The following is a 13,997-nucleotide window of genomic DNA, read 5'->3' on the forward strand; positions in this document are numbered from 1 at the left end:
GCGGTCACATCGCCTCAATGAGTTCTTCGACGATGCGCGATTGCGTCTTGCCGGTGCGCGACGCCTCGCGCTCAAGCTTCGCCTTCGCGCTCGCGCTGATGCTGAGCATGGCGGGAACCGTCGCGCCGTCGTCGTCCGGATCGCCGAACACGGAGGCGTACCCGTCTGCGTCCATGTTCTCCTCGGCCCATTCGCGCGCCTCTTCGTACGACTGCGGGCTTATCTCCTCGCCGCCGGCCCATCCCGAGCCGTCGCGCTTGGCGCACCTCGTGCGCGGCCCGCCCTCGGAGTGCAGGAAGAACTCGCCCGTGCGCTTGCGGTAGAGGGTCTCGCAGTAGTAGTCCAGGTCGCCGACGTAGCAGCCGTTGTCGCTCTGCGCGATCTGCTCCGCCTTGTCGGTGTCGTACCGCTTGCCGTTGATGACCTTGTTCATTTCGTCTCCTACCACTCGACGATCTCGTCTTTGTATTCCTCGACCCACGTCCCGGCGAACACGTCGCGCAGGTTGTCGAACTGGATCTCTTCGAAGCCGATGCCCTCGCGCTCGCAGTAGTCGTTGATCTCGTCGGTCACGTCTTCGGCAACGTCCTCGTAAAGAACCTCTCCGTCGTATTCCGCATCGGAGTCGATCGCCTTGAGCGCGGCGAGGCGGTGCGATCCGGTGACGAGGCCCATGTTGCACACGAGGATGGGGGCGCCCTTCCAGCCGTTCTCCTTCATGGACTCGGCAAGCTCGGCGACCTTCGCGCCGTCGGTTGCGTTGACCGTGGCGTAGCAGCTGATCTCGTCGAACTTCATTTCCGTTTCCTTTCCTCGTCCCTTTCGATGCAATCATTATAGCATACGTAGATATCAACGTAAAGTGAAGTATAGTATATATATACGTATTTTTTTGGCGGCAAAAAAGCCCGCCGAAGCGGGCTCGCCTAGAACGCGTGCTCGAACCCTCGCCACCTCGTGCAGGCCGGAGGGTCGAACAGCTTGTGCGCCCTGATCTCGTCGCGCCCGAGCGAGACGGTGAACGTACCGCTCTCCATGGAGTAGCGGTACGATGCGCCGCATCCTTCCAGCGCGTCGATCTGCGCTTTCGTCCCTTCGAGCAGAACGTCGAATATGTCCTCGATCTTGTTCATGATATGCCCTTCATTCTAACATAGCGGTCGATGATCTTCTGGATGTACGCGTGCCTCTCGTCGTCTCCGGCGCTGTTCAGGCGCCAATAGCGCTCGCTTCCGTGCCTGTTGAGCCAGATGCGCGCCTCCAGCTCCTCGTGCAGGATCGTGTCGACGAGCTCGGCGTCCCCGGGCTTGGCCTGCTTGCCGATGTAGACCGGGCCGGCGTACTTCCGGCCGTCGCCGTCGTAGCCGACCTTCGTCAGCCCCGGAGTCCTGATCCTGCCGTTGTACGTCGGCGGCGCCGAGAACCTGACGCCGGCGAGCGCGCCCGATGTCAGCGCGTCGATCCTCTCCTGGCTCGCCGGGTGCCTGTAGCGCCCCGCGGCCTTCGCCTTCGCCGCGGCTCTCAGCGCCCTGGGCTGCGCGCCCACGCCGTACGCCTTCTCGCGCGGGTAGTTGCGCACGAGGCCGCTCTCCTCGCAGTGCTTCCGCAGCGCCTGCTGCTGGCGGCCGAGGAGCAGGCGCTTCTGCGCGTAGCGGGGCGTCTCCAGCCCGATGCCGGCCTGCTCCATGGCCGCTATCTCCCGCTTCGTCCCGCGCACGCGCCGCTCCAGCTCGCGCTGGCGCTGCATGGCCTCGTAGCACTCCTCCGACGTCATCCCGAAATGGCCGGACTCGCGCGGGAACGACAGGTCGGGCAGATCGGTGACGCCGGGGTAGTACGGCCCTATGGAGTGGCGGCAGTTGACCCCTTTGAGGCCGCCCACGCCGCCGTACCCGGTGAGCTGGACGAGTCCGGGGTACTGGACCCCTCCGACGAGCTTGGGGCCGGAGACGCAGCACGGGCGGCCCTGCCACTCGGCATGGGACGGGCGAGCGCCGTAGTGGGCCGACGTTATCACGAGATCGTGGCCGATCGCGGCCAGGCGGGCGAGCGTCATGCGCCCCCCGGCCTGGGACGCCTGGCTCACGACGTGGCGGCGCACGGCCACGTCGATCTGGCTCATGATCCCGCTCTTGTAATCGATCGTCTCGACGCCGTGCGCCGCGATCCTGCAGACGGCGCGCGCCAGGATCCGGTCCAGGGGCTCGACGCCCAGGTTGCGCGCTGCTATCGCGTCGCCGGCGACCTCGTACCACAGCCGCTCCGCGGCGCCGGCCATGGCGATGTTCTGCCGCGCCACGATCTCGGCGAGGCCCAGGGCGGTTTGGTGGGAGATCTCCGCCCACGCCGCGGACGCGCCGTCCATGGCCCGAGCGACCGCCGCCGCTCCGTAGTACGCCTCCAGGTCCGACACGTCGCGCGCGTCGGCGCGCTCCAAGGCGGCCAGCGTGCGCGAGCGCACCTCGCCGGACACCTTCGAGGCGTGCTCGGCCAGGATCTGGTCGAGCCTCGCGCGGTTGGCCCTGGCGAGCGCTTCGAGCGCTTCCGCCTGGGAGCCTCCGATGATCCCGTCCGCCAGGCCGTCCACCAGCGCTCGCGTCAGGTCGGCGACCAGGCGCTCCTCCGCGCCGTGCACGATCGCGTCGGCCAGCGCTCCGACGTCCTCGGGCTCGACCGCCATGGCTTAGGCCTCGACGGGGAGCGCGGAGGACGCGTCCGCGAGCCCGCACTCCTCGCGTGCCTCGTCCTCGCTGTAGCCCTGCCAGCGCACCATGTAGCGCCACGGTGCCAGCAGGCCCGCCGCCACGTCGGCGCGGTCGCGCTCGCGAAGGCTGTCGTCGTCCTGGATGATCGAGTCGCCCATCACGACGTTGACCGCGCCCTCGATATCGGGGATCGCCAGGCCGCCCAGGCTGCGGAACACGGACGCAGCTGCCGTGACGATGCCCTCGATGGCGGGGCGCACGATCTGCTCGTGCTTGTGCACGGTGCGCATCATCTCGGCGTTGTCGGAGGCCACCTGCTTGGCCGTGGCCACGCCGCCCGACTCGTCCAGGGCGTAGTACTTGGTGCCGAACCCGCAGCGCTTGCCCAGCACCTGCAGCGCGGTGGACAGCATCCTCACGTCCTCGTCGGCGCGCAGGCTCGGGTTGTACTCGGTGATCATGGGCCGCCCGTCCGCGTACACCGTCGCGTCCTTGAGGGCGACGTAGAACTGCAGGCGCTCCTCCTGGGGCAGCATCATCCGGCCGGTCGCCTCGTCGCGGCGCAGCATCGCCTCGGGAATCATCACCATCTTGCGCCCCAGCACCAGCTCGTTGCCGATGTTGTCGAACGCCAGCTCGGTCGTCTCGATCGCTCCCAGGGCCGCGTCGAACAGCGCCACGCCGAACGGCGACCCCTCCCAGTACGGGTTGTCGAGGGCGAGCGTGACCAGCTCGAACGTCTTGCGCGGCTGCCGCGTGCTGATCGCGCCGCCCGAGTAGCCGTCCGGCACGACCGTCTCGCCGTCGTCGCGGAAGAACCGGGTCATGATCTCGTAGTCTCCGCGGTCGTTCGGCCGGTGGACCTCGACCTGGGTCAGCAGCTCGCCGCGCACGGCGACCTGCGAGACGAACGCGCAGGCCGTGCACTCCTCGCCGTCCCAGTCCAGCGGCGCGATGTGGCGCGCGTCGTAGCGCTGCGGCGACACGCCGAGGCCGGGCGATTTGCCGACGACCTGCACTCCGCGCAGGTGCAGGGCCCACGCCCCCGTGCCGGTGGCGCACATGCGCTGCACGAGCTGCGGCGCGCCGTCGTCGAACCTGGTGCGCGCGAGCCAGCCCGCGAGCCACTCGGCGGCCTGGCCGGCTTGGCCGTCCTCGGCCACGCTCACGCTCGCCCGCTCGTTGTAGATCAGCCCGGCCATGTCCTCGCACACCATGCGCGCCGGCGTGCAGCTGCGCACCTTGACGGTGTGCGGGGTACCGTTGACGTCGCGCAGCTCGCTGACGTAGAAGTCGGCCTCGGACCTGTAGTAGCGCCACCACTCGTCCACGAACCCGCTCATGGGGGTCTCGATGCAGGCCGCCGGGTATCCGAGCCCCTGCAGCCACCTCTCGGCCGCGCCCCTCCAGCCGCCGCCCTCCGTCGCGATCTTTGCCATTGCCTGTCTCCTTACGGTGTGTCGGGGTCTGCTATGAGGTCGAACACCGCGTAGCGCACGGCGTCGATAGCATGGTTGTCCTTGTCCGGGTAGCCGGCGAAACGGCCCTCCTTGTCGAGGAGGGCGCGGTAGCGGACGAACTCCTGGTAGGCGAGGGGCGCGCGGCGGCGGTCGATCGCGATGCGCGCGCGCCCCTTGAGCCACACGATGCCGTCCGCGACGGGGACGCGCTTCGACGCGCCCACGGCGTTGATGCCGTAGGCGCGGTAGTCCGCGATGCTCTTGCGCTCCGCGATGTCGCAGCGCACCTCGTTGGCCGGCAGGTCGCGGCGGAACACGGGCTCGCCGTCCTCGTCTCGGATCGGCCGCCCGTCGGATCCCCGCTCCGCCAGGTGCTCCTTGACGACGGCCGCCGTGTCGGCGTTGAGCATGTGGTGGCGCCACTCCTCTCCGTAGATGACGAGCTCGCGCCGCTTGCGGTCGTAGGCCACGTCGAGGAGCACCCAGGGATCCGTCTCGTATCCCCAGTCCAGGCCGCGCCGGATCCAGCGGAACTCCGCGATCTCCTCGTCGGTGACGGTCCGCTCCTCGACGTTGCGGAAGACGCGGCCCTGGAGCTCTATGCACTCGCCGTCCAGCTCGTTCCTCGCCGCCTCGGGGCTCTCGCGGTACATGCGCTCGGCGTTGGCGACGAAGCGCGCGCCCAGGAACTCCTCGGGCACGTCGCGCCAGGTGGAATGGTGCACGAGGACGGCGGGGTCGTCCGCCTTGTCGGCGGCCTCGCGATTGGCCCAGTGCTCCGAATCCGGGGGCGGGTTGAACAGCTTGAACTCCAGGCCGTAGTCGGCGCGCAGCACCGAGTACTCGACGTTGCGCACGTCGGCCGGGTCGAACTGGGAGTACTCCTCCCACGTCAGGATCTCGATCTTCTTGCGCGGGTCGTCGAACGTGATGGACTTGAGCTTCTCAGGATCGTCCAGGCCGCTGAACAGGATCTTCTGCCCGGTGGCGTTGTAGACGACCTCCATGGGCGACACCGATGCCGTGAAATCCGCGTCCTCGCCGGAGCGCCCGATCGTCATGCCGCGCTTTCGGATCGCCCACAGCACGTTGGCGAAGCAGCTTCGGCGCAGCGTGTTGGCGTAGCGGCGCATGCACAGCCACATGGAGTCGGGGCGCGAGAGGAACACGTCGAGCTGCTTTTGATACGCGTAGCTGGACTTGGCCGAGCCGCGCCCGCCTTTGAGGACGACCTCCTGGATGCCGGCCTCGACGGCGCGGGAGACCGCGCAGAACGTCGGGGCGATGGCGGCGGACAGGTCGAACGGGGGAGCCTGGCGGGCCGCGGGATCCGCGTCCTCCCGCTCAGCCTGCCGGTCGGAGTCGAGCAGCGCCATGTTCTTCGACAGCGCCTCGTAGGCCTTGACGTCGCCCTCGGCGGCGCGCATCACCATCGTGGCGGTGACGGCGGCGGCGTTGGTGCGCTCGTCGGGATCCAGCCCCATCAGCTCCATCGCCTTGTTGTGCTTCGGCGACGCCGAGTCCATCGACAGGATCAGCCGCGCGGCCTCCTTGAGGCTCGCCAGCTCGCGCCTGCGCGCGCCCGAGCGCAGCCCGCCGGCGCGCCCCTTCTCCCGCGCTTCGCTCGTGCTTCGGATCTTGTGGGGCTCTATGTTCTCGGGATTCGCCATGCCGGGCATCTTGCCAGGCGCGTCACACGGATGCGCCCCGCCGGAGGGGGACGGCGGGGCGCGAAGAGGAGGGTGCCGACACGTCGTCGGCACGTTGCATGATGGGGGAGATGTCACCCCAGCGAGCGCACGAGAGCCCGCTCCCTGTCGGACAGCTCCCATCTGCACGCCGATGCGCGCTCTGCTGCGGCGCGCTCTGCTGCGGCGCGCTCTGCTGCGGCGCGCTCTGCTGCGGCGCGCTCTGCTGCGGCGCGCTCTGCGCGCTCATGGTGCCCCGCCGCCTCGTCCGACAGCAGCAGCCCTCCTCCGTAGATCCTCTTCCCGGCTTCGCGCTGGGCGTCCAGGGCGCTCACGCGCGCGCAGTCTCCCGGCTTGACCTCCAGGCGCACGCCGTACTTGGCGTACCTCCCGAGCATGGCCGCCGTCAGCACGTGGCTCGGATACGAGTACTTCGGGAGCCGCTGCCTCTCCTTCGACCGCCTCTCGTCCTGGACGCGCTTCACGGCGCGGAATAGGTCCGGCGCTGTCTCCGCCACGTTGTCGCCGAACGACGTGACGAACGAGGTGCGCACGACTGCGCCGTTGTGGTACTCGATGTCGCAATCGGCGAACACGTGGTTCGTGCGCATGCACGTCTTCGCGCCGCTGAGCGCCGTCAAGGCCGGGGCGAACAGGAAGAAGCCGATCCCGCGGTCCAGGTAGAACTCGCATATCTTGGACAGGATCGAGAACGGCGGGTTGTCGAGCACCGTGCAGCCCTCCGGATAGTCGAACGACTCGTAGTCGCCTCCTGGCCAGAACGGGCGCACGATGCCGCTCGGATCGATACCGAACCGCTCGCACGCCCAATCACTCACGCAGTCGTAGACGTCGGGAGGGGTGTAGCAGTCGTCGGTGGTCTTCTTCGGCTTGAACTTCTCCACGAACCCGTCGTAGTCCTCGAACAGGTGCTTCTGCCGGCTTGTCGACGCCATGGCCCTCCTATCGCCTCGCTTCGTACGGCGGCGATTGTCCGCCACAGGTCACCCGGTCCATCGGGACAGCTCCCGCACGTCCATGTCGAGCCGCATCGCCAGCAGGTACTCGGTCTGCGCGCCGCGGCTCCCCCTCCATCCGGGCAGCAGGCACACGCCGTCGCATTCGGTCAGCAGCGCGACGCAGCGCCTCATGGCGACGTGCCATTCCGCCTGGGCGGGGACGTGCCGGTGCGGCACGACCGGGACGTGGCCGGCCTGCACGAGCTGCTTCGCCGCATGCTCGAACATCGCCAGGTTGCGCCTCGGCCTGCCTGTCACGGGACCCGCCACGTACACCCTCATAGCTCCTCCATCCTCACGTAGATGCCGGCCGGGTCGCTCCACAGCTTGGCAGTCGAATGCAGCGCGATGCGGCTGTCGTTGTCGAAGTAGCCGAGCTTGGCCATCACGTCGAACACGGTCTTCTCCACGTTGTCCGCGTCGGGCTTGACGGCGTGCCACGATCCCTGGGCGCGCTTTCCGCCCGTCGGCCAGCAGATGCGCATCTCCACCGCCACGGGGCCGTCAAACGGCTTCTGCGGGGCATGTTTTGCAAGATGCGCCTCCCACTTCGCCTCGGCCGCTTCCAGCGCCCCAGATTTGCCGAGAACCGCCTTTCCGGCGATCCTGTGGATCTCCATGTCGTTGTGCGTCGCGGTCGGCGGCACCATCGGCTCGAAGAACTCGATCATCGCTCCACCTTCCTCGCCTCCGCCCAGAACCCGCACGTCGCCTGCGCGCCCTGGATCTCGTTGTCGCGCATCAGGGCCTCGTACTTGGCCTCTCCGTAGCGCTTCTTGCGGCGCTCCCGGTCGCGCAGCACGTTGGCCACGAGCACGTCCGCCTCGTCGATCGGGTAGTAGTGCCGCGGGCACCTGCCGTCGTGGTCGTGCCAGCGCTTTTTGATCCACGGGCCGATGTTGTAGCGGTAGGCGAGGTGCTTCTTGCCGCGATGGTCGCTGATCCTGATCGAGTTGCACATGCCGCAGTCGAGCTTGAGGTAGACGCTGGACGTGCTGTAGGCGTCGTAGCGGTGCACGGTGAAGCCCTCGGCCAGGAACCGATCGGACAGGCTGTCCGCGAGCGCCTTGAAGTCGCAGCCGCTCATGCCCCGTCCACCTCCTCGACCACGGCGGCGCAGTAACCGTACGACGCATCGCCTCCGGACAGCCGTACGGCGCACCTCTCGCACGCGCAGCTTCCGAAGTGCTCGATCCTGCTGCAAACGAGCTGCAGCGCCTTGGCCCGGTACCTGTCCCGCTCGTCCTGCGCGCGGAGCATCGCGCGCCGGTGGCGCGCCGACAGCATCCTGACCCGCTCGAACAGCCTCTGCTTGGATTCGGCGGCGCGCCTCCACTCGTCCCGCTCGGCCTCCGCCTTGCGCAGCATGTCGCAGCTGCACCAAGCGGCTGGCACCCTGTCGGCGCAGTGCGTCACGTCGGCGTGCCCGCACGCCTGCTCGTGGCCGCATCCCGGGCAAACGCTCTTCATCATCGGTCGTCGTCCTTCCTCTTCGCTTCCCATTCGTCTCTCAAAAGCCCGTACACCCCGACGAGCACCCATGCGCAGAACGCTGCGAGCGGGGCCGTCGATGCGAGCAGCAACCACGCCGATGTCATGACGCATCGCCTCCCTTCCCAGGGCGCTTGTGGCGGTAGTCGCGGCCGCATCCGGCGCAGCGCAGCGCCTCGTACCCTTCGGCGTCCGCCGACGCGAGGCACCAGTACCCGTCGTAGAGGCATGTCGGGCAGTACGGCACGTTGCTCACCTGCTTCGGGACGTCCCCGTCCTCGACGGCCTCCCGGATGCGCCCGGCGGTCTCGGCCTGCCACGACCCGTAGTCCGCGTCCTCCTCGAGCTTCGCCGCGATCTTCATCAGCGCCGCGACGTCCACTCCCTGCCTGAGGTAGCCGCGCTCGGCGGCGATCCGGTCGAACAGCTCGGCGTCGATCTTGCCCGCCATGTCGCGGATGGCCTCCTCGTCGAACCGCATGGTGGCGAGGACGCCGCCCTCGTCCGCCACTATGTCCGTCCTCACGATCCTGTCGAAATGCATAAATGCTACCTTCTTCCTGTCAATTTGTTCGAATCTCGCCGCTTGTCAAGGGCATGGGAAGGGAGGACGGCGGGCGCAGCTTTAGCCCGCCTTCCTTCACCCCTTGACCCCAGAGAAAGGGAAACCTTTACCCCCCGTAGGGGGGTACTTTTTCCTTCCCTCGGAAAAACTCGGGTTCTCGCCGAGAATTTCCCTCCGAGGGAAAATCGGGAAAATCCTCGATGCGCGTCAAAAAGGACGGAAGGGAAAAAGTCGGGGAACGCGTCCTTTCGTCCGCATGGAAGGGAAGCGTTTCCCTCCGGGTTTTTCCCTCCGCTCACGACGCCGCCTTCCGCCCGATCGCGCCCTCGTCCATCCAGTAGCCGCCGTGCTCCTTGGCGCGGTTGCGCACCGTCTTCTCCGTCACGCCGAGGTACTCGGCGACGTCCTTGACGGTCACGCCGGAGCCCGTATCGCACGCCGCGAACGCCTCGTCGAAGGCCGCCTTGCGCTCCTTCTTGCGCTCCTCGGGCGTGCGCTTCTTGGCCAGGTTGCGCTTCCACGGCGGCGCCTCGCCCTCCGGTTCAACGTCTGAAAGCGCGCCCGTCGAGTCGGGGCGGTGCACCGGGTAGTCGAACCACAGGTTCAGCGGATCGAAGCGCGGGAACTCGCGCAGCGTGCCCTCGATGCGCCACGCCGTGCGGGCCTTGGCCGCCTCGCGGGCCGCGTGAACGGCCTCCAGCATGGCGGCCTCGCCCTGCCGGTCGAGCAGCGCCCGCGCGCCCTCTAGGAAGCGCTTGGCCGTGAGCCGGTCGTCGTCGCCGATCACGTCCCGCCATCCGTCCGGCCCGACGTCGGCCATGACGCGCTCCAGCGCCGCGCACACGGCCGCGTCCTCCTGCTGCTGGCGCAGCGCGTCGGTCTGCTCGAGCTCGATCATGTCGAGCAGCGCGTCGGGGTCGCGGGCGAACACGCCGGACCCGCTCACGCGGTCCATGGAGCGCTTGGAGCCCTGGCTGCCCTTGGAGTGGTGGTGGCAGTACACGACGGCGCAGCCCAGCTCCGTGGCCACGCGGTCGAACTGGTTGCAGAACGCGGCCATCTGGTCGGCCGAGTTCTCGTCGCCGGTGATCACCTTGTAAATCGGGTCGATCACCACCGCGATGGGCCGCGTCTTGAGCGCGCGCCGGATGAGCGACGGCGCCAGCTGGTCCATGGGCTTGCTCTTCCCGCGCAGGTTCCACACGTCGATGCTGGCCAGGTTCGCCGGCTCGACGCCCATGGCCCCGTAGACGTCGCGGAAGCGGTGCAGGCAGCTCGCCCTGTCCAGCTCCAGGTTGACGTAGAGCACGCGGCCCTGCGCACAACCGAACCCCAGCCACGGCACGCCCTCGGCGATCGACACGCACAGCTCGATGAGCGCGAACGACTTTCCGGCCTTGCTGGGGCCGCCCAGCATCATCTTGTGGCCCTGGCGCAGCACCCCCTCGATCAGGGGAGGGGACAGCTCCGGCAGCGCGTCCCAGCAGTCGGCCAGGCTCTCGGGGTCGGGCAGGTCGTCGTTCTGCTCGTCGATCCACTCGCGCCACTCGGCCCACGAAGCCTTTCCCGCGTCGGTCGCCACGAGCCACTGCTTGCGCCCGGCGCGCGTCACGCCCGGCATCCTGGACAGGCGGCTCGGGTTCTTGTTCTGGGTGTCTACCTTAAGCCCGTTCTCTCGGCACGTCGAGTAGAGCAGGTCGACGCGCTTGCGGTACTCGTCGTAGTCCTTGGCGTCCACGTGCACGACGGCGTGCACGCTCTTGCCGCCGCTGTGCACGATGGCCGCCGCCGGCAGCTCCAGCTCCCGCATGATGGCGAGCTGGCGGCCGACCGACATGTCGTCGCTCTCGACGAGCGCGTAGCGGTACTCCGCCACGTTGTCGTTGCGCACGCCGTTGCCGTCGAGCGGGTTGAACCGGATCCACGCGCCGCCGTCCTCGTCGTTCCAGCCGATGGACGAGGCCAGGTCGTCGCCGTACTTCCGCACGCGCTCGACGATCTCGCCCGCCGTCTCGGTGTGCGGCCCCTTGCCCGACGGCACGCGCCTGCCCTCGTTGTCCCACGACTCGACCACGTAGCCCACGACTTCGCCGGGGTCGAACAGGGCCTCCAGGTAGGCTATCAGGTCGTCCGACCCCCGCCATTCCTCGCCCGGCTCCGCGAGCTCGGCGCTCTCCACCCACGTCGGGTCGACGATGCGTCCCGGCGCGGACGGCCCGCCCTGGACCTCGGTCACGTCCCAGCTGAAAGCCTCTCCCTTGTCCCAGGCGGGCGACCATCCCGCGTCGCGCGCCATCTGCACGAGCGTGCCGCCCTTGACCTCGTCCGGCCCGCGGCCGAAGCCCCTCCACTTCCGCGCGCACTCGCCGTCCTTGTAGCGAGCCGCGTCGCGCCGGCTCCAGTCGTCCCAGAGCGCCAGCGGCATCCCCTCGGCGTGCAGGGCCATGCCCGCGTGCAGCCACTCCTCGTAGCTGCACGCGGCGGGGTCGACCGCCGCAAGGCACTCCTCCAGATCGTATCCTTCGGTCATCCGTCCTCCTCTTTAGGCTCCGAGCCGGAGCGTCGGGACGCGCGCCGCGCGCGCTTCCCGGCTCGGCTCGTACGTCGCCGGGTCGATGCTCGCCGGAGTGCGCCATCCGTTGGCGGCGATGCGGCTGATGAGCGCCGACGCCTGGTCCATCGTCCACTCGCCGACGCGGCGGAACCCGCGTCCCTCCAGCTGCCTGATCTGCTTCGGGGTCGCCAGGCCCTCCGCCCGGCGCTTGGCTATCTTGTCCATCAAGAGCGACGCCTTGCCTGCGCACCCGATCTCGTCGGGGCAGATGCCGGCCTTCTCCAGCGCCGCCTTCTGCGCGTCGCTCGCCGGTGCCATCTCCCAGGCGAACTGGGGAACGTAGCCGGTCAGGTCCTCGGACGCTATCGACATCTCGAACTGCAGCGGGTCCACCAGCTTGCGCTTGCGCTTCCGCATGGACTCCAGCTGCTCGGCGAGCGCCCGCTCGCGCTTCTCCACCACGTCCTTGGCGGCCTCGCGCTCGACCTCCTCCAGGTCCTCGGGGCAGCCGGCCTGCTCCAGGCGCTCGGTCATGGCGCGGGCCACGTCCTCGCTTTCGGCGATCAGGTGCGCAGGGCGGCACAGCTCGTGGCGCTCGACGTGCCACAGGAAGTCGAGCAGCAGCAGCTCCGTCTTACCGGTCTCGGGGCTCAGGCGCGTGCCTCGCCCGACCATCTGGCAGTACAGCGAGCGCACCTTGGTCGGCCTCAGCACCACCACGCAGTCCACGCTCGGGCAGTCCCAGCCCTCGGTGAGCAGCATCGAGTTGCAGAGCACGGCGCCGCCGCCGGCCGCGTCGAAGGCCGCGAGCGTCTCGGCGCGGTCGGCGCTCTCGCCGTTGACCTCCATCGCGCGGAAGCCCTTGGCCTCCAGGATCCCGCGGAACTTCTGCGACGTCTTGACGAGCGGGAGGAAGACCACCGTCTTGCGCTCCGTACACCCAGCCGCCAGCATCTCGTCGGCGATGCGCTCCAGGTACGGGTCGAGCGCCGTGCCGAGGTCGCCGGCCGAGTAGTCGCCCGACTGCGTGCGCACTGCGGCCAGGTCGATGGCCAGCGGCACCGTCTGCGCCTTGATGGGGCAGAGGTAGCCCTCCTTGATGGCGCGCGGAAGCGTGTACTCGTAGGCGATCGAGTCGAAGTAGGCGCCCAGGTCCCGGCGGTCTCCCCGGTCGGGCGTGGCGGTCACGCCGAGCACGTCGGCGGCGTCGAAATGGTCGAGCACCGCCTGGTAGCTGGCGGACAGCGCGTGGTGCGCCTCGTCAACGATGATCGCGTCGAACCAGTCCCGCGGGAACCTATCGAGGCGCGACGGCCGCATCATCGTCTGCACGCTGCCGACGGTCACGCGGAACCACTCGCCGACGCTCGTGCGCTCGGCCTTCTCCACGCTGCAGCCGAGGCCCGTCGCCTTGCCGATCTTGTCGGCCGCCTGGTCGAGCAGCTCGCCCCGGTGGGCGAGGACGAGCACGCGCCCGCCCCCGTCCACCACGTCCTTGGCCACCATCGCGAACACGATGGTCTTGCCGCACCCGGTGGGGAGGACGAGAAGCGTCTTGGCGCGCCCCTCGTCCCACTCGCGCTCTACCGCCCTGCGCGCCTCCTCCTGGTACGGCCTCAGATCGACCGCGCCCATCACATCTCGTAGGACGAGTGCGGGCGCGGAGCCGCTTGCTGCGGGGCGACCGGCAGGCTCGTCTGCTCGGGCGCGGCGGCCTGCTGCTCCGTCGGCCATTCGCACGGCTTGAGGTACGCGTCTATGTCGTTCGCCTGCCGGGTCTCGCCGTTGGACTGGTAGTCGCGCACCTTGATCTTGACGTATCCCTGCTTGCCGACGGCCGCGTTCCAGTCGATCTTCACGCTGCCGGTCTGGGGGTCGCGGTCGAAGCCCAGCCCTTCGAAGAAGCGGGCGATCCGCCATGCCATCTTGGTGTTGAGCATGAGCCGGTCGACGACGGGCGCCCAGCCCTGGCTCGTCCACACGTTGAGGGTCACCTTCGCGCGCGGGCACGCCTCCATCTTGTCGGAGCCCTCGAAGCGCTCTCGCTCGATCTTGGCCACCTCGAAGGCGTACGTACCTGCGGGCAACAGGGTGAACCCTCCGTCGTCCACGACCTCGGTCACGTCCCAGTCGAGCGCCTGGCCCTTGTCGTTCTCTGCCATGTTTCAGTCCTCTCTTAGATCTTGGTCATGTCCGGAGCGCCGAACGGCACGGGCTCCGCTTCCTCGCGCATCGCCTCGATGTTGGCCACGCACTTGTCCCACTGCGCGACGATGCCGCCGAGCACGTAGTCCTCCGGGTAGTTCTCGGCCGGGGTATCGGCCGAGAAGAACCCCTTCGCCGCGCTCATGGCGCGTATCTCCTCGACGCTCACGCCGTCGCGCTCCATCAGCTGCAGCGCGGGAGCCCAGAAGTCGGGCAGGCCGGCCGCCTTGGATTTCGCCGTGTCGCTCACGACGCTGCCGTCGTCCGCGAACACGATGCTCTGCACCGGCTTCGGCGCAGCCGGCGCCGC

Annotated in this window: 17 protein-coding genes; all 17 read right to left on the minus strand. The window is 68.7% G+C overall.

Going from position 1 to position 13,997, the window contains the following annotated elements; translation table 11 throughout:
• Nucleotides 1-4: 4 nt before the first annotated feature.
• A complete protein-coding gene (locus GT613_RS15320) occupies nucleotides 5-433 on the minus strand; it encodes a hypothetical protein (RefSeq protein ID WP_181872209.1) in 429 nt (142 codons plus the stop codon).
• An 8-nt stretch (nucleotides 434-441) separates the two neighbouring features.
• Nucleotides 442-798, minus strand: a complete 357-nt coding sequence (locus GT613_RS14460) for a ParB N-terminal domain-containing protein (protein WP_114550743.1) — start codon at nucleotides 796-798, stop codon at nucleotides 442-444.
• Nucleotides 799-926: 128 nt separating this feature from the next.
• Complete coding sequence (locus tag GT613_RS14465) at nucleotides 927-1,133, minus strand: hypothetical protein (protein WP_114516605.1); 207 nt, start codon at nucleotides 1,131-1,133, stop codon at nucleotides 927-929.
• The gene (locus GT613_RS14470; RefSeq protein WP_114526492.1) at nucleotides 1,130-2,680 is read right to left on the minus strand and encodes a phage minor capsid protein; all 1,551 of its coding nucleotides are present in this window, start codon (nucleotides 2,678-2,680) and stop codon (nucleotides 1,130-1,132) included. The genes GT613_RS14465 and GT613_RS14470 overlap by 4 nt, the downstream gene beginning before the upstream one ends.
• A 3-nt stretch (nucleotides 2,681-2,683) precedes the next feature.
• Nucleotides 2,684-4,144 (minus strand): hypothetical protein, encoded by a 1,461-nt coding sequence (locus tag GT613_RS14475; RefSeq protein ID WP_114550742.1) that lies wholly within the window; start codon nucleotides 4,142-4,144, stop codon nucleotides 2,684-2,686.
• Nucleotides 4,145-4,155: 11 nt separating this feature from the next.
• Nucleotides 4,156-5,835, minus strand: coding sequence for a PBSX family phage terminase large subunit (locus GT613_RS14480; RefSeq protein WP_161172705.1), 1,680 nt, complete (start codon nucleotides 5,833-5,835; stop codon nucleotides 4,156-4,158).
• 113 nt (nucleotides 5,836-5,948) lie between these two features.
• Nucleotides 5,949-6,809, minus strand: coding sequence for a hypothetical protein (locus GT613_RS14485; RefSeq protein ID WP_192935163.1), 861 nt, complete (start codon nucleotides 6,807-6,809; stop codon nucleotides 5,949-5,951).
• Nucleotides 6,810-6,857: 48 nt separating this feature from the next.
• A complete protein-coding gene (locus GT613_RS14490) occupies nucleotides 6,858-7,154 on the minus strand; it encodes a DUF4406 domain-containing protein (protein WP_114550739.1) in 297 nt (98 codons plus the stop codon).
• On the minus strand, nucleotides 7,151-7,543 hold the full coding sequence (locus GT613_RS14495) for a RusA family crossover junction endodeoxyribonuclease (RefSeq protein WP_161172706.1): 393 nt from the start codon (nucleotides 7,541-7,543) through the stop codon (nucleotides 7,151-7,153). Before GT613_RS14495 ends, GT613_RS14490 begins: the two co-directional genes overlap by 4 nt.
• Nucleotides 7,540-7,959: a hypothetical protein gene (locus GT613_RS14500; protein WP_161172707.1), complete on the minus strand. Its 420-nt coding sequence runs from the start codon at nucleotides 7,957-7,959 to the stop codon at nucleotides 7,540-7,542. The genes GT613_RS14495 and GT613_RS14500 overlap by 4 nt, the downstream gene beginning before the upstream one ends.
• Nucleotides 7,956-8,345: a hypothetical protein gene (locus GT613_RS14505; RefSeq protein ID WP_114550737.1), complete on the minus strand. Its 390-nt coding sequence runs from the start codon at nucleotides 8,343-8,345 to the stop codon at nucleotides 7,956-7,958. The genes GT613_RS14500 and GT613_RS14505 overlap by 4 nt, the downstream gene beginning before the upstream one ends.
• A complete protein-coding gene (locus GT613_RS15675; protein WP_255459245.1) occupies nucleotides 8,342-8,470 on the minus strand; it encodes a hypothetical protein in 129 nt (42 codons plus the stop codon). Before GT613_RS15675 ends, GT613_RS14505 begins: the two co-directional genes overlap by 4 nt.
• Nucleotides 8,467-8,907 (minus strand): hypothetical protein, encoded by a 441-nt coding sequence (locus GT613_RS14510; RefSeq protein ID WP_114550736.1) that lies wholly within the window; start codon nucleotides 8,905-8,907, stop codon nucleotides 8,467-8,469. Before GT613_RS14510 ends, GT613_RS15675 begins: the two co-directional genes overlap by 4 nt.
• A 316-nt stretch (nucleotides 8,908-9,223) precedes the next feature.
• Nucleotides 9,224-11,458, minus strand: a complete 2,235-nt coding sequence (locus GT613_RS14515; protein ID WP_161172708.1) for an AAA family ATPase — start codon at nucleotides 11,456-11,458, stop codon at nucleotides 9,224-9,226.
• 12 nt (nucleotides 11,459-11,470) lie between these two features.
• The gene (locus GT613_RS14520; RefSeq protein ID WP_114550734.1) at nucleotides 11,471-13,117 is read right to left on the minus strand and encodes a DEAD/DEAH box helicase; all 1,647 of its coding nucleotides are present in this window, start codon (nucleotides 13,115-13,117) and stop codon (nucleotides 11,471-11,473) included.
• Entirely contained in the window at nucleotides 13,117-13,644 is a 528-nt protein-coding gene (locus GT613_RS14525) for a DUF669 domain-containing protein (protein ID WP_114550733.1), read from the minus strand. The genes GT613_RS14520 and GT613_RS14525 overlap by 1 nt, the downstream gene beginning before the upstream one ends.
• A gap of 14 nt (nucleotides 13,645-13,658) precedes the next feature.
• Nucleotides 13,659-13,997: hypothetical protein (locus GT613_RS14530; protein WP_204987386.1), on the minus strand; the 339-nt coding region annotated here is incomplete at its 5' end.

The sequence above is a fragment of the Eggerthella sp. BIOML-A4 genome, from assembly GCF_009875575.1.
GTDB classification, from domain to species: domain Bacteria; phylum Actinomycetota; class Coriobacteriia; order Coriobacteriales; family Eggerthellaceae; genus Eggerthella; species Eggerthella lenta.